27 protein-coding genes are annotated in these 21294 nt (G+C 43.9%); 2 read left to right on the forward strand and 25 right to left on the reverse strand.

Annotated elements, in window-relative coordinates:
- Positions 1-251: 251 nt before the first annotated feature.
- The 22 genes from NNJ73_RS09760 to NNJ73_RS09865 all read right to left on the reverse strand — a co-directional run bounded on the left by NNJ73_RS09760 (position 252) and on the right by NNJ73_RS09865 (position 14811).
- Positions 252-1208, reverse strand: coding sequence for a phage minor head protein (locus NNJ73_RS09760; protein ID WP_254493917.1), 957 nt, complete (start codon positions 1206-1208; stop codon positions 252-254).
- Positions 1201-2802 carry a DUF935 domain-containing protein gene (locus NNJ73_RS09765; protein ID WP_254493918.1) on the reverse strand — a complete coding sequence of 534 codons (1602 nt, stop codon included), beginning with the start codon at positions 2800-2802 and terminating at the stop codon, positions 1201-1203. The genes NNJ73_RS09760 and NNJ73_RS09765 overlap by 8 nt, the downstream gene beginning before the upstream one ends.
- 13 nt (positions 2803-2815) lie before the next feature.
- Positions 2816-4309: a hypothetical protein gene (locus NNJ73_RS09770; protein WP_371923295.1), complete on the reverse strand. Its 1494-nt coding sequence runs from the start codon at positions 4307-4309 to the stop codon at positions 2816-2818.
- Positions 4310-4433: 124 nt separating this feature from the next.
- A complete protein-coding gene (locus tag NNJ73_RS09775) occupies positions 4434-5015 on the reverse strand; it encodes a phage protein Gp27 family protein (protein WP_254493922.1) in 582 nt (193 codons plus the stop codon).
- Positions 4978-5334, reverse strand: a complete 357-nt coding sequence (locus tag NNJ73_RS09780; protein ID WP_019221544.1) for a hypothetical protein — start codon at positions 5332-5334, stop codon at positions 4978-4980. The genes NNJ73_RS09775 and NNJ73_RS09780 overlap by 38 nt, the downstream gene beginning before the upstream one ends.
- A complete protein-coding gene (locus tag NNJ73_RS09785) occupies positions 5331-5645 on the reverse strand; it encodes a DUF2730 family protein (RefSeq protein WP_120122224.1) in 315 nt (104 codons plus the stop codon). Before NNJ73_RS09785 ends, NNJ73_RS09780 begins: the two co-directional genes overlap by 4 nt.
- The gene (locus NNJ73_RS09790) at positions 5642-5881 is read right to left on the reverse strand and encodes a hypothetical protein (RefSeq protein WP_254493971.1); all 240 of its coding nucleotides are present in this window, start codon (positions 5879-5881) and stop codon (positions 5642-5644) included. The genes NNJ73_RS09785 and NNJ73_RS09790 overlap by 4 nt, the downstream gene beginning before the upstream one ends.
- Positions 5847-6185: a hypothetical protein gene (locus tag NNJ73_RS09795; RefSeq protein ID WP_254493923.1), complete on the reverse strand. Its 339-nt coding sequence runs from the start codon at positions 6183-6185 to the stop codon at positions 5847-5849. The genes NNJ73_RS09790 and NNJ73_RS09795 overlap by 35 nt, the downstream gene beginning before the upstream one ends.
- 6 nt (positions 6186-6191) lie before the next feature.
- Positions 6192-6464 carry a hypothetical protein gene (locus tag NNJ73_RS09800; RefSeq protein ID WP_254493925.1) on the reverse strand — a complete coding sequence of 91 codons (273 nt, stop codon included), beginning with the start codon at positions 6462-6464 and terminating at the stop codon, positions 6192-6194.
- The gene (locus NNJ73_RS09805; RefSeq protein WP_254493927.1) at positions 6461-7039 is read right to left on the reverse strand and encodes a peptidoglycan-binding protein; all 579 of its coding nucleotides are present in this window, start codon (positions 7037-7039) and stop codon (positions 6461-6463) included. Before NNJ73_RS09805 ends, NNJ73_RS09800 begins: the two co-directional genes overlap by 4 nt.
- Positions 7040-7126: 87 nt before the next feature.
- Positions 7127-7534: a helix-turn-helix domain-containing protein gene (locus NNJ73_RS09810; protein ID WP_142416950.1), complete on the reverse strand. Its 408-nt coding sequence runs from the start codon at positions 7532-7534 to the stop codon at positions 7127-7129.
- Between the two features lie 6 nt (positions 7535-7540).
- The gene (locus NNJ73_RS09815; protein WP_371923296.1) at positions 7541-8170 is read right to left on the reverse strand and encodes a phage protein GemA/Gp16 family protein; all 630 of its coding nucleotides are present in this window, start codon (positions 8168-8170) and stop codon (positions 7541-7543) included.
- Positions 8171-8178: 8 nt separating this feature from the next.
- Positions 8179-8802, reverse strand: coding sequence for a DUF3164 family protein (locus NNJ73_RS09820; RefSeq protein ID WP_254493931.1), 624 nt, complete (start codon positions 8800-8802; stop codon positions 8179-8181).
- Positions 8795-9064, reverse strand: a complete 270-nt coding sequence (locus NNJ73_RS09825; RefSeq protein WP_254493933.1) for a hypothetical protein — start codon at positions 9062-9064, stop codon at positions 8795-8797. The genes NNJ73_RS09820 and NNJ73_RS09825 overlap by 8 nt, the downstream gene beginning before the upstream one ends.
- Complete coding sequence (locus NNJ73_RS09830; RefSeq protein ID WP_254493935.1) at positions 9064-9333, reverse strand: hypothetical protein; 270 nt, start codon at positions 9331-9333, stop codon at positions 9064-9066. Before NNJ73_RS09830 ends, NNJ73_RS09825 begins: the two co-directional genes overlap by 1 nt.
- On the reverse strand, positions 9330-10361 hold the full coding sequence (locus NNJ73_RS09835; RefSeq protein ID WP_254493937.1) for an AAA family ATPase: 1032 nt from the start codon (positions 10359-10361) through the stop codon (positions 9330-9332). The genes NNJ73_RS09830 and NNJ73_RS09835 overlap by 4 nt, the downstream gene beginning before the upstream one ends.
- A 156-nt stretch (positions 10362-10517) precedes the next feature.
- Positions 10518-12515: a transposase domain-containing protein gene (locus NNJ73_RS09840; RefSeq protein ID WP_254493050.1), complete on the reverse strand. Its 1998-nt coding sequence runs from the start codon at positions 12513-12515 to the stop codon at positions 10518-10520.
- The gene (locus NNJ73_RS09845; protein ID WP_254493642.1) at positions 12499-12975 is read right to left on the reverse strand and encodes a hypothetical protein; all 477 of its coding nucleotides are present in this window, start codon (positions 12973-12975) and stop codon (positions 12499-12501) included. Before NNJ73_RS09845 ends, NNJ73_RS09840 begins: the two co-directional genes overlap by 17 nt.
- The gene (locus NNJ73_RS09850; RefSeq protein ID WP_254493939.1) at positions 12972-13919 is read right to left on the reverse strand and encodes a ParB/RepB/Spo0J family partition protein; all 948 of its coding nucleotides are present in this window, start codon (positions 13917-13919) and stop codon (positions 12972-12974) included. The genes NNJ73_RS09845 and NNJ73_RS09850 overlap by 4 nt, the downstream gene beginning before the upstream one ends.
- Positions 13919-14317, reverse strand: a complete 399-nt coding sequence (locus NNJ73_RS09855; RefSeq protein ID WP_254493941.1) for a hypothetical protein — start codon at positions 14315-14317, stop codon at positions 13919-13921. Before NNJ73_RS09855 ends, NNJ73_RS09850 begins: the two co-directional genes overlap by 1 nt.
- Positions 14301-14438, reverse strand: coding sequence for a hypothetical protein (locus tag NNJ73_RS09860; RefSeq protein ID WP_254493943.1), 138 nt, complete (start codon positions 14436-14438; stop codon positions 14301-14303). The genes NNJ73_RS09855 and NNJ73_RS09860 overlap by 17 nt, the downstream gene beginning before the upstream one ends.
- 67 nt (positions 14439-14505) lie before the next feature.
- Positions 14506-14811 (reverse strand): helix-turn-helix transcriptional regulator, encoded by a 306-nt coding sequence (locus NNJ73_RS09865; protein ID WP_019221528.1) that lies wholly within the window; start codon positions 14809-14811, stop codon positions 14506-14508.
- Between the two features lie 151 nt (positions 14812-14962).
- Between NNJ73_RS09865 and NNJ73_RS09870 the strand changes: the two genes are divergently transcribed.
- A complete protein-coding gene (locus tag NNJ73_RS09870) occupies positions 14963-15493 on the forward strand; it encodes a helix-turn-helix domain-containing protein (protein ID WP_254493945.1) in 531 nt (176 codons plus the stop codon).
- A 377-nt stretch (positions 15494-15870) separates the two neighbouring features.
- Here NNJ73_RS09870 and NNJ73_RS09875 read toward each other — a convergent pair whose 3' ends face one another.
- From NNJ73_RS09875 to NNJ73_RS09885, 3 genes are all read right to left on the reverse strand, one after another.
- A complete protein-coding gene (locus NNJ73_RS09875) occupies positions 15871-16215 on the reverse strand; it encodes a hypothetical protein (protein WP_254493946.1) in 345 nt (114 codons plus the stop codon).
- Positions 16212-17555: an MATE family efflux transporter gene (locus NNJ73_RS09880; RefSeq protein ID WP_254493948.1), complete on the reverse strand. Its 1344-nt coding sequence runs from the start codon at positions 17553-17555 to the stop codon at positions 16212-16214. Before NNJ73_RS09880 ends, NNJ73_RS09875 begins: the two co-directional genes overlap by 4 nt.
- 1268 nt (positions 17556-18823) lie before the next feature.
- A complete protein-coding gene (locus tag NNJ73_RS09885; RefSeq protein WP_254493950.1) occupies positions 18824-19081 on the reverse strand; it encodes a hypothetical protein in 258 nt (85 codons plus the stop codon).
- Between the two features lie 824 nt (positions 19082-19905).
- Here NNJ73_RS09885 and NNJ73_RS09890 point away from each other — a divergent pair.
- The gene (locus NNJ73_RS09890) at positions 19906-21243 is read left to right on the forward strand and encodes a coproporphyrinogen-III oxidase family protein (protein ID WP_254493952.1); all 1338 of its coding nucleotides are present in this window, start codon (positions 19906-19908) and stop codon (positions 21241-21243) included.
- Positions 21244-21294: the final 51 nt, after the last annotated feature.

Here is a 21294-nt window from a genome sequence, read left to right on the forward strand (position 1 = left end):
TTTTCCTTTTAAGGTTTCGCTCAAAAAAGAGCAAAATACACATCATTCTTTTTTATGTTATCGATAATTCCAAACGACTAAATTTTTAATAATGCGATTTGTGAATGATAAAACGTATCATAAAATTTATGAACTGTTATAAATGATAACTGCTTTTCATTTCATTTGAATACACACATGCGTTATAACATTTACATCATGATTTGCTTTTTATGCTCTATTCATACGTGACAATCTTATATAAAAAATGGTCAATTTAAACACGCATAAAAGGATGGATTCTTGAGTGGATTCATATAAAATAATTGCAAACAAACTATTGACTTTATTGTGTTTTTTATGATAATGTGACGTTTGGGAAGAAATCCACGCGGCATGCGTCCTTCAAACATCGCTTCCAAAAGTGGTGAGCCCACAATATCTTCAATAGCAATGCGCTTGCGATTATCCCCCATTACAGAGACTTTATCACTCAAAAAATTGCTTAAATTTTGCGCGCGATGTTTCCCGGGGTTAGAATGCCATCCAGGATCAATACCTACGGGTATCTTTTCAACTTTTCCCGTCCGCTTATTGCGCCAAACCCGCTCCTCCACATGGGGTGGCTCTGCGCCCTCTTCATAGCCTAAATTGTCCGCCTCATAACGGCTTACCTGCCGCACACTGCATTTACACCGCCAGCCATTGGGGGGATAAAGCCAATCCCAAATGGGATCATCAACAGGTGCCGTAAAACCCACCCAACTTTCATGTTCTAAACGCTTATGTTCTGAACTCGACAACGCATAGGTCAGATAAGGCAAAAATTCTTTATTCTCTTGCGTGCGTTCCCATTCGCCTGCCGCATGGGCACTCATGGTATTGGCCCAATAGACCGTTTCTAAACGCCGCGGGCTGCCTAACTGCACCACGCTCATTTCACCCGTTTTCGGGTCAATGCTGGTCTTTTTCCCCCACCAGCCCTTTTCCTGTAAAATCGGCATCAAATTTTTTTGAAATTCTTGAAAAGGAACTTGATGCTTGATAGCGTCTCCAACCGCTGTTTTAAAATCCTCTAAAATGTCATAGCCTACCGATTTTGCCACCGTAAAGGAAAAGGCATGCTCTTCTGGTGCCACATCACGCCAATCAAAGCTTGGAACAATATTTTTGGCGGCAAAATAACGGGTGACCTCTTGAGGTGCTGTTTTAAAAAGTTCCTCATCCATGATACCCCAGTCCCCGCGCAATCATTTGCACCTTTGCCAAGCGTGCTGCCAAGGCATGATGGTCCATCTCGCCCAACAATTCATCTAAGCCTTTGAGGATATCCTCATAACTTTTAGCCTCTCTCACAAGCTTTTTAAAAGGCTCTAAAAGGGGTTCTAAATCCTCTTCCCAGTCACTTAAAGCCTCACTCGAAAGCCGATCCAATTCGTCATGATGTTTTCCACCCTGCTCTTTTTTCACCCCTTCTTTTCTTGTCACACAAACATCAACAGCGCCTCCACAATCAGCACAAACATGCGCTTTTTGTTGTCCCGCATCATCCTTTTGTCCCCTCTCATCATCAGGCGCAAGAGAAGCAGCCTTTAAAACATCCTCTCCCCTTTTTGGTTGCGAAAAGCCAATCTTATTGCGCACTTCTTGCGCCTCAACACGCAATCCTAGAGGCACAAGTTTTTCTAAAGCATCGCTAATGGCTTTAATATCTTCATTTTCCGAAATCGGCCAATAGACAAGGGGATAGCGCTCTTGGCGCCCAAAATTAATCTCAACAAACGGCACAATCAAATCACGATTAGCCGTCAAAGCCAATTGCCGCGCATCAGCTCTGGCAATATCATGGCGGACATTTTCATGAATACGCGCTTGCGAAAAAGACGACCCATCATCCGTCGTCATGGTTTGCCCCAATACTCCTTTAGAAATCTGCCGATCTAAATATTCAGCCTTAGCGGCAAAAACCGCATTGCCACTGCCCCCAGCTGCTTCAATAAACTCAATCTCCATCTCTTTGGGAATAATCGCCGCCGCATCGCTGGATAAATCACGCACCGCTTGAATGAGAACCCGCCGCTCTGCTTCAGAAGAGCTTGCCCCATATTTTCCCACACGCAAAGGCATGCCATAAACTTCTAAGAAAGCCATCCAATCTTTCAAGGTATAAGACTTAAACAAAAAAGCCCAAGCCGCAAGTCTGGCAAGCCCAGAACGGATAGGCAAACCACTTTTCAACTTTGGGCGATGAATGGAAAATTTATAAGCAGGCAACTCACTTCCATGAAGAGATCCTTCTTCCTTTAAACGCAAATGAAAACCATCTCGCCGGTCCAATTGAAAAAACCGCTGATCACGCCACCTCCAAGCAACCGGCCACCATTCCTTAGCACTCTTGTCCCACAAGGTCTCAACAACCGCATAGCCTTTGCCCAAAGCATCTAACAAATCCGCCACATAATCATCAACAAAAGTAGGCGCACTAATCACTTCACGCACCGCATCGGCTATTCTTTTATCCTGTACACTGTTGCTTGCCGCAATTACCCCAGGCTCCACCCCTGTGAGGGCATTTTTACGCATGCCAAGCACAGCACGATAATGCAAATCACGCTCTTCCATATCATCAGCAAGTTGGAAAAATTGTTCAGGCGCCCCCCTTGCTGCTTGTTGTAAAATATCGGCAAGCTGAAGAGGGGTGAGACCACTGACAATGGTTTGTGACCACACATCACGAAGCCCCCCAATGGTAGGGCTTGCCACCTCCCGTTCCAACCCTTTGATATTAAGCGCTCTACCCCATTGATCAACCAGTTTTACCATCTCACAATTCCCATCAATAAATCTTTGATCTTGTTGTTAAAAAGAGCGGGTTTTCATCAAAGCTATAAGCACCCAGAACAGGCGTATATTCGTAAATTTCCGGCATCTGGCGGCTAGCAAAATAAGCCAAAGCACAAGCAATAGCACTATCCCCATGGCGCATAAAACCATCACTGCCTTTAAAACGATGATTATCTGGAATTTTGACAATACCATTGACATAAGCAAGCGCTTGATGATCCGCCACAATGTCACTATCGCGCGGCAAAACAATCATCCCATCCCCAAAGGCTTCTAAATAAGCCGGCATTTCTTTGCTATACCAACTTTGCGACAATTGAATCTCTTGCACACATGCCCCATAACGCTGCGCTGCTTTTTCGGCTAAATAAGCCCCATTGCCCCGCGCATCTAACGCGCCCCCTAACAAACGTGGCAATCCACTAACCCCATAAAATAAAATCTCTCTTTGTTGATCAAACGGCATATTGCGCAATTCCACCATAAACCGTACACGGCGTACCAAATCTTGTCCCACTTCCATCACCACAATCGAGGTGGCATCACCGCTGCGCGCAAAATCAACCCCAAAAACATGTTGACGCCGCCGATCAAGTTCAGCATGCAGAGGCTTTACATGCTGCTCACACCAAGCAAATGCCGCTTGACTTCGTTGATCATCCGATTGATTTTTAAAACCATCCGCACAAGCAAAACGCAGCACCGCAATATCTCGCGCACAACAATTTTCAATCTGCAAGCGTGTTAAAGCTGCTCCTTCTTGATCAGCTGGTATGGCATCCAACTCTTGCCGCATGGCACTCAAACGCACCCCATAAGAGGCGCGGATTTGTTTCTCCCATTGTTGTTCGGAAGCTAAACTCCATCCCTCCCCCTTCATCGCGCAAACCCGTTTAAACAAGCCATTTTTAACCGCTACACTAAAGGGGTAACGATGCAGAGAAAAAGGAATTTTGCCTGCACGCGCCTCACGGATCAGTTCATTGAAAGGATTAAGCACCCCATTGTGTGTTGAGATCACACGGATTTTACCCCCCCAAATTAACAAAGCATTCACCGCATCCAAAACAGCGCGCACATCTTGATGAAACGCTGCCTCATCAATCACCACAATGCCCTGTAGTCCACGAATATTTTCAGGACGGCTTGAGAGCGCTTCAATACGAAACCCCGAAGCAAAGCGTACCCGATAAGCAGAAATATATTTTGTCGATCCATCTTCTTTTTGATCTGGAAATAAAATTTCTTCCACATCCCCACTGTGGCTGGTAAGTGCCCTCGCAAAATTGCTCACATAGCCAATAAATTCACGCCCCTTTTCTTTGGTATCGCCAATGTAAAAAACATTATCCCCCCCTGCTTTAACAGTTGCCGCCGCAATCAGCGTATCATCTAGAGCCTCAGCAAAAGTAATGCCGGTCCGGCGCCCTTTTTCAACCAACTTTAAGGGGGATTTATCCTCAATCCATGCCCGTTGATGCGCCATCAAAACCCCTTCAGCTAAGGGATCTTTCTCTTTTGGAAAAGCACTTGTCTGCCAAAGAGCAAAACCCAACCAATCACCATTCGCATCATTGTTTAAAGGAGTCTGTTCAAAAGTCTCACACCCTTCAGCCATGTTTTATCCCCAAAACTTGCGCGCGAATAGCCCGCGCCGTATCTTCTGAAAGCCCCGCTGCTGCCGCTGCCACCTCAACCGCTTTGCTTGCCTTACTTGTAAAATCCTTCTCTAATCTTTGCCGTCTGGTAGTGGATAAATGTTCGGCTGCCAAAACTCCTTTGAGCGCATTGGCCAACTCTTGGGCTGCCTTTGGCGAAAGGCTTTTCCCACTGCTTAACGTGGAAAAAATAAGCTCTTTAATCGCTGCAGCTGTTAACAAAGTAATATTATCAGAAGCTTTGGCATCAAAGCGCTGTGAAAGGCTTGCTGCTATTTCACGCGTTTGTTCCAAGCGCCGTGACATCACCGCGAGCCGCAAAGAATAACGATTAAAACTCGAAAAGGAGGGAATGGAAAAATTGAGACCTGTTTCTTTTTTTAAAGCCTTCAAAGCCGCTTTAAATTCATCATAAATGGCTTTTTGCGTCTTTTCACGCCCATTTAAAGCTTCAGCCGCCTCTGCAATAATTTGATCACAAGCTTGTGGCAATAAATCAATCGCCGTTAAGCGCCCACGCCCGACCTTGCGCATCCCTCACCTCGTCTTTTATTGATGAACGTTTGGGACGCTTAATCCCCTCAATGGAAAAGCTACGATCTAAATGACGCGCTCCCCGTTCTGTTAAAGCCGCAAGCAAAACAGATCCCACACATTTTAATGTAACAGCGCCTTGCTCTTCCATAAAAGCCAGTTCATTGTGCACAAAATCGCGATCACGCCGGATACCATAACTGTATAAAAGCCGCTCAATCATCGCACTCGATAATGTTTCGCTGCGCTCACAAGCAAGCCCTTTTAAAATAATCAACCGCGCTTCTTCACGAATGATTTTATCCATATCTGCTTTCATTTCTTGGCATTCTCCAATAAAAACTCTTGCAAGCGCTCACCTATGGCTGCCACCGGTTGCAACTGTGCAGAAAACGTATTGAGGCGCCCATTTAAGCGTTCTATATTCACTTCCAACCTTTGCATGGCATCACGATCAGGTAAAAAATCCATCTCCGTCTCTAACTTTTGCACACGCTCTTTAAGCACCATCATGTCTTTCAGCATTTCCTTCGTACCAGAAGAAAAATAAGCTTTTAAAACCCCAGAAATCGCAACAATGGATAACAACAACGAAAGCCAGCCATTGGCCACACTAATATCCAAGTTCACGCCCCCCTCCTTGACTTCATTAAAATGGCTTTGACAGCTGCTCGTCTGTGCTGTTCGCAGATCAATAAAGCAGCACGATCACGGCTCCAATAATGCACCACTTCGCGTGCATTCAAAGCGCGTTCGGGCAACAGAGAAGGGCGGGCACACACCATGCGAACAACAGGCGGCAATTCAACCGATAAAAACTGATAAGCAAAACTATCCCTTGGCTTGGGTGTTGAGCAAGCGCACACGCTCAAGCCCAATGCCACCGCCAGTAGTTGGCAATACTGCATTGACCTCCTCCATTTTTGTAAGCTTTTCTCTTAAAGCAGAAATCACCCCTTGTGCTTGAAGCTCTGCTCTTTGTGCGGCTTCTCTTTGTTGCTTCTGTTCAAGCTCTGCTTGTAGGGAAACCTTGGCAATTTCTAAGCGCCAATACGCATCACGTGCTTTTTCTGCTTTTAAAATTTGCCCCTTCATCCAACCAAACAACGTGAAAAGGAAAAGCGCAAAAAAAAGCACCCCAAAAGACAGCTTTAAAGAAGGATTAAACATTCACCTTCACCCCCTCCATAAACCATCATTGCACCCGTATTTCCCGCTCTTAGGAGGATTAAAACGCTTGCTATTGGAAAAATCCAAGGAACCAAAACCGCGATGCACCCCCAAATTCCCAACGATAATCGCCACCATGGAAGGAATAGAAATGGCTGCCATATCAACAAGGTGTGGCACCCCAAACAAACCACCCAAAATCAGCAAAAAAATAACCCCCCAAGCAAACCAAAAGGACCACCATAAATAACGTCGAGACCCCCGATAAGACGGCTTCATGGCTTCTCACCTCCAAGCCCTAAAAGCTTTTTTGCCCGATTAAGATACGTCAACCGCTGAACAAGACCATTTTTCCCCCCATTAATCGCTTTGGTAATCCTCACGACATCATCTTGATCAGCAAGCTTGTTCAAGCCTTTCCCCTGCCAAAACCACACAGCCGACCAAAGGGCGGCTGGAAACTGTTCCACCACTTCTGGAAAAGCCTCACAATCAACCGCTTGGCTCTCTACCGAACCCAAAAACTGCGTAAAACGGCGATAATTATTACGTCCCGTTAATTGGATCAAACCACGACCTTTAAAGCGCACACCATCACCAGGGGTGACATTGCCTAAATCACGCCGTCCTTCATAAGCACGCCCTGATCCATATTCACAAAGGGTAAAAAAGCCATCACTTTCATGGGCGCATTGGCTTAAAAAATGCGCAATACGCAAAGGTGTGGTGAGTGCTCCATAAGATAAAGCTTTAGGCAAGAAACGTGCCATCTCAACAATAATATAATCTTGGCGTGCATGATGCGCCAGTTTAGGCGCAAGTTGATGAAGAAAAGAAGCATCTATTGAAATCATAAAAAAACCACTCAATGAATAAAATTCATCCGCAGTTTATGAAATCTCACGCCCCCCATATAAGCCTGACACTGTCAGTCAAAACTCTCAATACTCATAAAACTCTGGAAATAATAAACCTTGTGGCTCTTTTGAAGAAATTCTCTTCTTCAAGCGATAGGCTGTACGCACATGCATACCAGAAACAGCCGCCGCATCATCTACCGACCAGCCTTTTTGCAACGCTTGCATCATTTTTTGCCGCCGTTCAGCATCTCTACCAAGGGGGATAAGAAGGCGCACACCCGAACCATTAAAACAAAAATGGTTGATCAATTGCTGCGCCTCTTCAAACCCAACAATTTCAATCAACCAATCCGCATTCTCAAGACGCCCAGGGATATAAACCTCTCGTCCGCCAAAAGCACGCATCATATTCCATGCCGCCTCACTGCCCGCAACATCGGCTATTTCACGCAATAAGGCAGGAAAATCGCTATAGATTTCCTCGTGCATGCATGCTTACCCCTCGCTTTTAACACCTTTTCGGATTTTCCGCCCCCAAACATTCATAACGTGCATAAAATCGCCCCCACTCATCTCGCCCAAAGCTTTACCACTTAACGCCATAACACTTTGATGAAACGCTTCCCCATCAAACACTGGGTCAAACACAACATCGGGATTCAAACGTTTCCATTGGGCACGCAAAATCAAATATCCTGGCATCTTTTGCCAAGAATCTTGAATCTTTTTCCCTTTCCAGTCAACCCCACCCTCACGCTGCAACCAGCTTTTCAACGCCTCAATGGCTTTTCCCGCGTCGTCACTATCGCGTAAAAAACGAATATGATCAATCCCTGTCTGTCTTTTGACAAAGCGAACTAAGGCTTGATCTGAACGATCACGAATGATGCCAAGATTCCACCCTGCAATCCATAAAGCTTGAAGCTTTTTGGCATATTTGCCCTCTAAAACTTGTCTCTTCGGCTTAAAGCCCCAAGCCTGCATTTCATCCATCACCAAACGCTTCTCTAAAACACTCAAATCTTTTGCCGAATATTTTCCTGTCAGGCGATAAAGCATCGCCCGATAGGTTTCATCATCAAGTGCTAAAGCACGCCTTCCCATATGAAGTGCCGCTAAAGACATGGTTTCCCTCACGTCTTCGCCATATCAAGAGTCACCGCACGCCAAGGGCTTTCTAATGTGTCGCGTTCATAAAAACGCACATATTCCTTAGAGGTCGTCACACGAATGGCTTCACGGATCGCCCGCATCGCTTCCCTCCAACGGGGATCATTAATATCCAAGCGCAACAGCATAAAAATTTCACCCCGATTCACCTTGCCTTCTTTATCCGTATTAAAAGCACGCGTAATAATCGCACGGATTTCAGGGCGCGCATCCGCAGACCATTCATTCAAACACTCATCAAGAAGGCTTTTGGCAATTTGCAATTGCGGACCAAAATCAAAGCTTTCTTGTACCTGCACCTTAATACGCTGCAAACCATCAAAACTTGTGTAAGTACAATTGCCCTTTTTACCACGCCGCGCTACACCATATTCTTGCGCAAGCAAATTATCAAAATCACTCAAATCCGCAATCGTATGGCTGTTAAAACGCGCAATCCGTGCTGACAATTCTTTGGCATACCCCATAACCTTCCGCACCGTCTCATCTTCCAGCAAATCCGCAGGGCGGATCATATCCACCGGCACCAAAGCGCCTTTCGCATCCTTCATATAACGCGTGCCATCAAGTTCAATCTGTTTATTCATCACTAAATTCCTCCTTCTTTTCTTGAAAACGACGAAACGGCACAACAACACCTGATAAAGGATTGTATCCCGCTTTCAATTGCCAACGACACCGCATAAGCTCATGACCTAAAATGTGGTTATAGCCTGCTAAGCGCCGTAAATACGCATTCAATTCTCGAACATCTTGTCCATGCAAAAAAATCCCATCTGTTTCATATTTCAAAAAGCCAGAGCGCAGAGCAATCAAGCAATCTCTCACCATATAAGGGTTCCGTTCCATTATTTATCTCCTCCAAAATCCATATAAATCACACGATTGCTCTTATCTGTATCCGCATGAGAACCTTCACACTCAGATAAAACTTCTGAAACTTCTTGTTCCAAAACCGCATCTGCTTCCCCCAAACGGTGAACACTCAACTCCAATTCAAGCGATAAAGCCAAATCCACACACAATTTAAGCTCTTCGCTAATATCCAAACCGCATTGATAATCATCATAAAGACCAACAAGCGTATCGGATAATTCCTTAGGGCTTAAGCTCATCATGCCAATTCCTCCACATTGCGGTTTTTCCATGCGGCTTTGACATGTTTCAAGGTCACCTCACTCCCATCTCCAAGAGCTGCCATGCGCGCCAACATCATGGTTTTATCAATCTGCCGTAAAGCCCCAGCTTTCAAACCAATACCGGTCAAAAACTTTATCGCACCAGCATCTTCAATCCCCCAATCGTGAATGCGCGCCGCAATATCCTCACTATAAGGTTTGCGCCGCTTCAAATGCATCGCCAAACGGCTTTTAATTTGCGCATAAGAAGGACCATTTTGACGATGCACGAGACGTCCCGAAATCTCATCATTGCCAACCAAAGCAAGCCCTGTGCCATTGATATCAACAAAGTGACGCAACTGATTAATCGCCTCATCCGTTAAATTTTGCGCCTCATCAACGATCAACAATGTTCCACCCCCCACACGCTCTAACTTTTTACCAATAGCACGCGTCAGACGCGCAGGGTTATATTCCACCACTTCTAATTCTGCTGCCATATCATTCAAAATGCCATGAACACTGCGCGTATGCGGGCTTGCTGTGACCAGATAAACATGCGGGCGGGTCGCGCGGTAATAGCGGCAAGTTTCCGTTTTGCCACTGCCCGCATCAAGGGTAATCATCACCATATCCCCCGTACTTTGCGCCAGTGTTAGCGTGTCAATGATTTCACTCGCTATACGGTTCTTTTGAAACGCTGGCTTTTCAGGAATCATCTCCAAAAGCCCTGCCGTTTCTTTTAATGTTTCAACCCATTGTTGAACTTTCGCATTTTGCTTGCCTAATTGCCCCGCATAACTACCCGCATACCACTGCGAAAAGGTGCCATCCGGCATGCCAATACGCCGCGCTACTTCTGCTTTAGTCCAGTCATTCGTCCGTCCTAGAGCGCGCACTGAATCCACAAGCGTATCCCATAAAGCAATATCATCACTATTGCGGTTTTGTGCTGTCCCATCGGGCTGTTTTTTTGGTCGCTCCCAAGGATTTTTATCAACGGTTGCATTTATCGCGTACTTCATATATATTCCCCTTTCGTATTGATTTAGACTATTGGTAAGGGGAAGGGCTTAAACCTTGCCCCTTATCTTTTGTCTCTCAATAAACTCTCCAAGCCGTACGCGATACAAAACCAGCCCCCCTTGTAGGCACTCTTGTAAGTCCCCCCCCTTCCTTTCCTATCTTCTAGGAAACTTGATCACTTCACGCCCCTCACTTGAAGCGCTAAGGCGTCTTAAAGCTTGGTGCAAATGTTGACTAAACTCTCGGGAATCTAAAGCCTCATCATCCCCTAAAACCGCATCAGGGGCTTTTAAAGCAAGATTCCCCGCATTCTTTGGCATCAAGCGGCTTACCTTTGGGGAAACAGAACGCTTGGATTTTGCATCATCATCCCTCCGTGCAACTTTTGCATAAACATCCGCCAATTGATCCGGCGCAAGTTTTGCCGCCAACTGCTTTTCTGCTTTAACTGCCTTCACATATTCTTTACGCAAACGCCCATTCAAACGCGCTGCCTGCTGGTCATAAAAACCCACATCCGCAAGGCAAGGCGCTAAACAAAGCAACTGATTATTCAAATCATAAACCCGCAAATCTTGGTGCAAATTATCTGGGTCAAAGCGCACAATCACCTTTTCTCCCGCATAGCTATTCAACGCCCGCGCCCAATAGCGATTGCCATAAAAATGAATCTCACCCGTCCCCTTTTGCGTACGCAATGCTTCTGAGGTCAAAAGCCATAAAGCCCTCTGTGCCGCTGTTGCTTGCCGAACAATCGTCCCTTCTGCCTTTAAACTTTCTGCAAAAATCTCATCAAAACTGCGCCCCGCACATGTCAGCGCCTTACGTCCTGCTTGCGCATTATGCGCCACAATCTGCGCCCCAACATGGGCTTTGAATTCTTCCAATTCCATCGCCCGCTTACCATAATCTTCCGGTTTCGCATCGGGCTTATTACCCGTATAAGCTCCAGCACATAACGGATGTTTAGAAATCGCTTCTGCCAAATCACGCCATGCCCGCTCAATCGGTTTTGACTGTCCGCTATAAGGTGTGGTCCATTGTAATTGAATACCCAAACTGGTCAAAAGACCCTGCGGTTCATCCGCCTTAATCTTAAAACGAAAGCGGTTTTGCACACCCCCAGAAATCCATTTGCTGGTAAAAGCACGCCCATTATCCAAAGTCATACGCTCCGGTATCCCATAAGTCTCCACCATATCCCCAATCACCAAGCGTACGATTTCCCAAGTCTCAGCATCTGATAAGCGCCACGATAAAATCTTGCCTGAATAAAGATCTTGAATGGCAATCAAATAAAGCCGTACAGGCTTCGAGCCCCAAGGAACATTCACAAAAACATCCAACTTATGCCCGTCCATATTCACCGCTTCCATTGCATGCAGTGCACGCCGATCACGCCGTTGGGCGGGATAAAGCTTTTTTACCATCTCCTCGCCCTCACGCGCTAATGCTACAACCGCCTTGGAAACTTGCGCCTTAAAACGACGGCGTAACGCCCGCTCTGAAGGGATCGGCGCCCAACCTTTCTCACGCGCAACCCCAACCATCCGCCGATAACATGCCGAAAATGCAGGGCGAGAAGGGCGTAAATAATCCGAACATAAAACCTCAAAAGCCTCTTCATGACAGGGCGCAAACGGCGAAACAGTCTCCTCGCCATAACAAGGCGCCAGCGCTGCTAACCAATCACACCGCGCGACCCCTTCAACCATCTGCCGCCAATTAAAAAGCGACATCCGGCTAACCCCAAACTGAACCGCACACAAACTTGCCGCATCATGCACCCCCATACCGGCATGGAGTAAATCTTCCCAAAAACAAAGCGCCTTCAAACGCTGTTCACAACGGCTTTTATGCGCCTTTGAAAGCCCTTCATAACGCGCCCAAAGCGCTTCTTTTTGTCTCTTTTCCTCCACCCTTTGCAAAACATCAACACTCCCCTCCCGCAACAACAATGCCATCCGCGCCCCTTCGGGTAATAAAGAAACATGGTACTCCCATACCGGCTTGGTCTTACTTTCCACCTTCCGTGAGAGTTCAGAATTTTTTCTCCAATATGCCCGTCCATGGTTTTCAAGACTTTTATAGGTAGATGGCAACCCCGGCAAAGCCGCCTTAGCCAATTCAGCAATACTAAACCACTCTTTCATGGCTGCCCCGTCTAATACGCACCGGAACCGCACGCATCGCTTTTAATTGTGCGGCAATCTCACGCTGTTCCTGCTGCAATCTTGCAATTTCTGCCAATCGCGCTTCATCCCCTTGCAACAACAGCAAACCATCCTCACTCACCACCTCATCCCAAAGCCAAAAGGCGCCCGTCGCCCGTACAAAAGCTTTAAATCGCGGCAAAGAAATATCCATATCCACCTGCTTACTTTCAGCAACATAAGCATCCAAACTCGCCTTACTCAAACAACCAATACCTAAATAATGCGCCATACGCTCTGCAATCTCACTGCGCTCATAGCGACATTCTCGCAAAGCCCGCGCCATAGCCCGCTTAATGCGAGAGCGAAACCGCTCTAAATCAATCTGCGCAACGGGTTCACGACAGGGGAAAACCGGACGTTGAAAAAAATCAAGTTGATGGGAACCACGCGTCTTCATGCCTGCTCCTCCCCCGATTGCTTATTCAAATAATCATAAAACCGCGCCCGTGTCTGTGCATCCGCTCTCTGCCATACCCCCAACAATTGAGCAAAAATCCGTTCCTGTTCATTAACTTTCGGGGGTATATTAATCCCATTGACCAAATCAACAGCCCGCCGTAAATCCCCCTCAACCTGTTGCAAAGCAATCGCCACCCGCCGCTGCGCAACCGGCTCCATCTTCGCCAACTTCAACAACTGCGCTTGATTATCCGCAAAAGCAGTCCCCCGCAAAACAGACCGCAACTCCGGCTGTAAATGTTGGGCAATGCGGTTGAGGAGTTTCACCGACTCCTTCGATAAACCAATCCTATCGGCAACATGTGTGGCAAAGTGCAGACTTTGCATTTTGCCATTTAAATCACCATCATTTGGCAAAGGGTAAAGTTTACCCTTTGCCACTTTCTCTCCTTCACACCCAGTTTCATGGTCATTTGAAGAGGCATTATCACTGATTTGAGCAATAGGGTAAACTTTACCCAATTGCTCTTTTTTGGCTTTATGTTGATTACTGCCATCTCCACCAACCTTAATTTCCCCAAACTTCTTTTCCCACAATTCGCGGTACGTCTGCACAAACAAAGCGCGGTCAATCACTGACAATTCATTGCGAAACAAATTCTCCGCCACTTCTAAAAGCGCAGCATTTTCTTTATCGGCTTGCACCACAACCGCTTCAATAGCGCTATACCCTAAAAGCTCAGCCGCCCGTAATCGATGCGCCCCCGCAATCAACGTATAATGCCCCTCTTTCGCATTGGGCGTATGGCGCACGGTAATCGGGTTCATCAACCCTTCTCGTGCCATCGATTGGGCAAGCGCCTTGGCATGCTCATCATCAACAGGGCGTATACGCTCCGGTACAACAATCAAATCTAACGCAATCTCTTGAAACCGTGCCATTATCCAACCGCCTTATCCATTTCTCGTAAAAACAAATCCATTGCACGCCCAGCCCACCTTCGATAAGCCTTGGCGAAAACAGGCTCTTCCAAACGCCGATTAATGACTTGCAAAGCAAGGAAAATAGCAGTTTGCTTGCGTGTTTGCATGGCAACAATACGCCGCCGCGGAACCTCAAACTGATAATGCAAAATATGAATAGCAATCTGTCGTGCTAATGCCGCATCAAACAAGCCATGCGGAGGGTCAATAATATACCGGATTGGCAAATGCCGAAATCCACCACTCACCGCTTTTAAAGAACAGGAAAGCATCATTTGTAACCGTTCAGCTTCCGAATACGGATTAAAAATTTCTCTTTTAGCCTTTGGGGTCCATAAATTATAAGCCGCAACCATAACCACCCCCAATAAAGAAAACTTGACCACCTAACCTTAAAAAACAACCCATCCAATCGGCTGCTTGATGCGGCAACAGTGTGCAATTTCTCTTGTCTATTTTGTATTGATCTTTAGACATTGATAAACCTTTTTATCTTATGGTATCTAAATACATGGCAAATGCGCTAAAACGCAGAGCCTAAAGCTCAAGCAGCATTACCGCGTGATAGGGAAGAAACAACACAATCCGTATTGGCATGTTTTGCTGCTTTAAAAATGCGACGGCGACTTTTAGGGTAGCGGTCGCTAAAAACCTGCTCGACGGGCAAACCGATAAAATCGGCAATAGCACGTTCGGCTTTCTCGTTAGACCGTGTCCAAATGTGTTGAACACTGGATGACGAGAGTTGATAAGCTTTCGCGAGCTCCGCCAAAGTCATGTTCCGGCGGCGTAGCTCGGCTAAAATACTATGGCGATCCCATACTTGAATGCATGTTTGTGTGATAGTCATAAACTTTCGCTCCTGCTTCAAACGGATGCTCCCACATCCGTTTTTTGTGGGGTTAATTGTAAAATATCTGCCCTCTATATCGGGCGGTAATAATAGATATAATTCGCTTTTGTGAATTAGTCAACCTAAATGTGAATTAGGAGTAATTTTTTTGGGACGCCCTAAAAAAGAACCTAAAACAGAACTAGCAAAACGATTACGTGAAGTACGGCTTGCACTTGGTTTTTTGGAACGCAAAAAATTTGCTGATCACCTTACAGTACCAGAAAGTACTATGAGTAACTACGAGACTGGCTTGCGCGAACCGCCTTCATCAATGTTAGTAATTTACAAAAATATTTGTGGTATAGACGTAAATTGGCTTCTCACTGGAGAAGGTGAAATGTTTAGTGATATGGCAAAAGCAAAAGCAGCAGGCTTTAAACCACAAACGATCCCTGCTGGACTGATGAAAAAACTTGGTCGCATAGCTTATACAACCTATCGCGATGCAAAAATTAAACTCCCCCCCGAAGATATAGCGGAACTCGCGGCGGAACTTTATAAAAAACTGCAAGAGCTTGTTCAAGACATCAACGACAAGGAAGAAATAGAGCTTACTTTGCCTCTTCTAAAATTGCATTTAAAGCGTCAAATAGAAGCTGAAAAAGAACATTCCAAAACTACACAAGATACGGCTTAATGCTCCTCTAAAATAAAAAATCGATATGAAAATCTTTTTACATTAGAAAATGTTATGTAACAATTTGATTTATAAATATAAATTACCTCTAAAAATAGATAATCACCTATAGGTGAAAATCTTTTTTGCTTTTTTGGTTATTTTTGGCTGATTTTGCAATGCGCTTCACATTTTATCGGATTTTTTTCAAAGGGTCTTCAAAGGCGGTTTTCTGGGCTTTCACAGACTTTTTAAAAATCTTCAAAGTATTTTCAAAGACCTTTCAAAGCCTTTTCTCATTTTTACGCTCAAATTCCGATTTTCGCTCTTTTTTACCATTTTTTGCAATTTTAGGTGTCAAAATTCATTTTGACAAAACACGCATTTAATACTAAATTTTATACATAAAAACAATAAATTATCACGTATTCCCACCTAATCCCACTTAGTACAAAACCTAGTGTCAAACTACACATACGTAAAACTGGTACCAAAGATTCACATGGCAGTACGTATTTTGAAGCTGTATTGCCATGAGAGGTATTATCAACAGCTTTATCCCCAAAAACATCATCATCTAAATTATTAAGAGCATTCTTCCCCTTCCTGAATAAGCCCTGTAACAGGACTTCAAAAATAACACCGCCAGCAGCAGCTGCAATTGTTTTGACAAATGTATGCACTTTAGCACCGCGCTTATAATAACTTATAAAAACAATAAATTTTTTAAAATGCCCCTTCAACGGCCTATAAATAGAGAATTGCGTTTTATTAAATAACCTACGCGCATATAGTTAAAGAGAGAAACAATTAAACTTGCACCAATCATACCAAACCAATAGCCAATAAAACCATATTCAAAAAAATGTACCATGAGCGCCCCCCCAAATAAGCCTATCCCCCAATAGCTTATTATGACAACAATGGTTGACCAAAATGTATCAAGCAAGCCCACAAGTATGCCGTTGAGCATAGCCCCTAAAGTGCCAAAGGCAAAAGATAATAAGACGAACGGAAGCAACTCCCAAGAGAAAACAATAACGCGGTCTGAAGAAATATCAAAGATGGTTGTAAGGATAAATTCATAAGAGAAATAAACACACACCGATAAAAACAAAACATAAGCGACAGCAAAAACTGTGACACTCATACGCAACTGTTTTAGAGCCATATGAGTCCCATCTGCTCTATACCACGCTGCTATGGTCGCAGCTGCACTGGAAATCCCCAAAGCCACCACAGAAATAAGCATATCAAGACGCATTCCAATCGTATGCGCAGCCAACACTTCGTCCCCATAAGCCGTAACCATAAAGGCAATGACAGAAGGAAAGCCTTCCACAATAAGAATACGTATACCAATGGGAAGCCCTACGAGCAGCAATTTTATGATTCGTGAAATCTCAAACTTTGGTCTCAAATAATTAAAGTGAAAAGAACGAAAAGTAGAATTGCGGGATAGAATTATTGCCGTTGCCATAACAATCAAAATACGGATCAAACTACTCGTAATTCCGGCACCCAAAACACCAAATCCGCTTAAAGGACCTATACCAAAAATAAGCAACCAAGAGATAAGAAAATTCATGAGAGTGGCTGCAAGCATAATCCAAGTTAAGAGCTTTGGATGACCAATTGCTGACAGTAAGCCGCGGCTATTGACATAAAGATAAAAAAACACCACGCCTATTGCAGCGCCATTATTATATTCCTGCGCTATATGAGCAATTGCCTCATCTTGACCGAGAAGACATAAAATATTCCTCGTATTGAATAAAATGATCGCGCTCATCATTCCAATCAAAAGGGAAAGCCATATTCCTTGATCAAACCATGCTTTTAATGCATCTCTATCTTGTCTACGAAAGCTTGCTGCAAGTTTTGGTGCAACCGCGGTAATAATACCGAGCCCCAACAACATAACAAAACTAAACATACTCAGAGCCAACATTGTACCACTCAAGGCTTGAACACCTAAATGCGCCACAAGCGCTGCATCTGTAAAGGAAATCATCATCTGAGAAATAAAGCCAACAGCCAGTGGCAAGCCAAGAGAGAGCAATTGCTTCATCACAACAAACATTGGGGAAAACCCTTCCATACTGAAGTGCATATTAAGCTTGGATCTTTCAAACAAAACGTATTGATTTTTTCCGTCAAGTTTTTCCACCGCAAATCTTGTGTAAAGGATGCATAATGAGAACGCATTATGCTAAGAGGAAATGCTCAGTTCTTAAAGGAAAAGCGCAAGGCGCCTTTATTGGTTTTTGGACTTCATGCCATGCGTTTTTTTGTACAACATTATGCCCCAAGCCGTTACAATCGTTGATAAAATATCCCCAACAAGCATTTGTTCATCTGGCACATCCATTTTCAGTATTTTTAATAAAATTTTTTGAAAGACTTCTTGCTACAAGACTTGATATGCTCCCCCTAAAAAACAATTCTCGGCAATAAAGAACTATTGAAAAATATACAAAATAAACGAGGAACTAGTTGTCCTGTTTAAAGATTTTGTACAATGAAATCATCTTCAAAATCAAGATGCAAATCCAAAACGATCTGAATGTCAGACGCTGTCTTTTAACTGGAGAAGACGCACACGTCCTTCAACCGATAGCCAAAATAGATCTGTGGCGGTGGACATGAAATTTTTCCATAAAGCTTGTGATTTTAGCTGACGAGCATTATGAGTTACGAAGGCACATCATTTAATGACAAATTAGAATCGATATCTACAGAAATGCCCTTGGACAGCATATATGCGCTACCCATAAAATGCGTTTACTAACCTCAAAAGGGTAATTTTATCTTATTGAAAACAAACAATAAACTTTTTTAGATAAAATCTCTGCTCATTGAAACCGTTTGGCTCTTTTGAGAAAAAATCACGAGAGAAAGGTCTTTGCTCTATTATCATTCATACGCAAAAAAATCCGGGAAGCACAGGTTTATTAAGGAAAAAACAAGGGAAATGAGAATTAAAACAGTTGTAAAAATGAAAATGTTATTGCCAATGATACATCGGTGCTAACTTTTGACTAGTATAAAAGATCGACGAATCAAATTAAATATGCTTTACAAATAAGCACGAACATTTTGCACCGCACTAGGTTTTACAACTGCAGAATATCTCCTTTATTCGACGGCAATTATCGCAGCGCCCCTAAAACAATTATGCTTTGGAATAACCATCTACCAAGCTATCCACTCACAACTAAAGATTCACCATCAACCAGAAAGCACTTTATGACTAGACGCACTCCAACAAAGTACAATAGCTAATAAGCAAAGCGATAAGCTCCATACGAATAGTCATTTTCTTCAAAAAATAATAATTTGAGGCCGCATTCAAATCCAATCTGGCGCATTTATGATATCATAGTTTCCACATGCCGGCAGCATAAATTTGTCATCTAAGGATAAATCCAATGGGATAGACATATCTCTTACAAGAATATCATACTCGTAACAATTTGAACCAACGACATCCGCTAAACTAAATTTACCGCTCATATCTCGAAAAGACAAAATTTGTGGCACTCTATTCCCGTGATACTGTGCAAACCGAACACATGTCCCCAGAGCCCAGATTGTAATTAAGTTCATACCATTCCGCTCTTTTATAGAGCTCATATTTGAAAATAAATAACCATAATCTTCAGATATAATATGCCTAGATTCAACAATTACCGTAAGCTTATGTACATCACAACCCAATTGTGACAATGCCTCATAAATTTTACGAGAATATTCGTCATTGACCGTCACGGCATCGCAGAACGCTGTGGAAGTCGGATAACCCCCACCTAGACTGACTGATAAAAACTTATCTGATCCTTCAATGCGTAAATATCTTTTCCAGCCTTGTTAAGGTGAATATTATTAACTCAGTCGAATTCAAATTAGAGCCTAAGAGCGATGATGCCATGTAATTCGACAATATTATCACCCTGGACATTTATATGTTTTCTAATAGATAATTCTATCTCTTCTCGAAATTCTACAGAAATATTAAAAATATATCTCTATCTTTAAAACCATCTTTTTGCGCTAATGATATTTTGACCAGACGCAAATTCCACGTCCCAGCAACATAACAATGATGCCCTGCACGTCTTCTAAAAACCCCTGCTCTTTCTCGCTCTAGACATTCATAGCCCGACCACGTAAAACAGGATACCAATTACAATATCAGACCATAAGACTGCAAGAGAAAGTTCTTTTATAAATAGACATTTTTTTATCTTTATATTGCCTCTTAAACAAGCTAACCTGTTCATATAATAAGTTATATGTGTAACACATATAACTTCTACAAAAGGAGGATTCATTATGTTCCGTAGCAATCTTTGGTAATACACTCGGGCGATTGGACCACTAGTCACCCGTCAGTAATATATTGCGAGGTAAGAAATTGGGGGAGGTAACCTATGCAACTCGTAGATCATCCTTTTGTGAAGTTCGATCGACTCAAGCCGATTTACAATTTCATATATCCGCTGTTTCGCACTATTTCAAATGAATTTTATGATTACCTAGATTTTAATAAGCTAGCGCAAAGTAAGCGGATTCCACAAGCGCGTACCATTTCTCTTTATTTGCATATTCCCTTTTGCGAAACCATTTGTTCCTTCTGTCCCTTTCAGAAAGGAGCCTACAAGAACATTAAGCAAATCGAAGCTTATATATCAGCGCTTACCACAGAGATCAGAGCCAGAGGAAATTTCATTCGCTCGCTTAAAGGTCCCATCCGTAACATCTATATAGGGGGTGGCACACCCTCGCTCTTGTCCGCAGATAATATCCGACACATCGGAAAAGTATTGCATGACGAATTTGAGCTTTCTTCCTTAGCCGAGTTTACACTGGAAAGCGAACCGAAGAGCGTCACACGTGATAAACTTTATGCTGCCCGTGAGATCGGCGTTAACCGGATCAGTTTCGGTGTACAGAGTTTTATTGAGCGTTTCCGATCATTGTTTAACCTCACCTCAACACGTGAACAAATCAAAAATACCGTGGCTTGGTCACAAGAGATAATTGGACATGTCCGTTTCGACCTACTATATGGCATGCACAACCAGCAAGCCGAAGAACTATTATACGATTTGAAGCAAGCAAGCGAGCTTCACCCTGAAACCATCAACCTCTACGCAATCAACAATCTAGCTATCACGCCACAACTGCATAAGTCTTACGCACAAAAAGGGCTAAAACCATCCAGCCTACAGCATCGACAGATGCTTCGCTTATTTAGTGACATCGTTATGCGCAGCTGCGGCTATGCACCATGTAATGGGCATTCCTATAGCAAAATTTCCAATAACACTCCTCTAACGCTTGCTCAAACGAGTTCAGCTAATTATTTCCGCTATCACAAATATTTGCATGGCTATCATGACGATTATGTGGTTGGCTTCGAAGCGTCAGCACTGTCGCTTCTCGGCTCACTCGTCACACGAACCAATCCCAGTCGAAGCGGATACATTACTGACATACAACTTAAAGGCAAATCCAAAGTATACTACAATTGGGTATCAGCGGAGCAACAAGCCTCCAAGGCTTTGTGTATGCGGCTACCTTATAACGGCTATATCCAAAAAGAAAGAATTGACTGGACCGCACTCCCCTCTTTTGTATACAATAACCTACAACAGCTCATAGGCGCAGGTCTCATCGCAGAAAGTGATAACGATCTCCAGGCTGACTCAGCATGGTTGGCAATGGTATTCCAACCTCATGTATTTCCTTCTACCTCAGGCAGATAGGAATATCTTGGACGACTACGTCGCAAACATGCTGAATACAACCGCCGTACT

It is taken from the genome of Bartonella sp. B1099, assembly GCF_944801835.1.
Taxonomy (GTDB): domain Bacteria; phylum Pseudomonadota; class Alphaproteobacteria; order Rhizobiales; family Rhizobiaceae; genus Bartonella.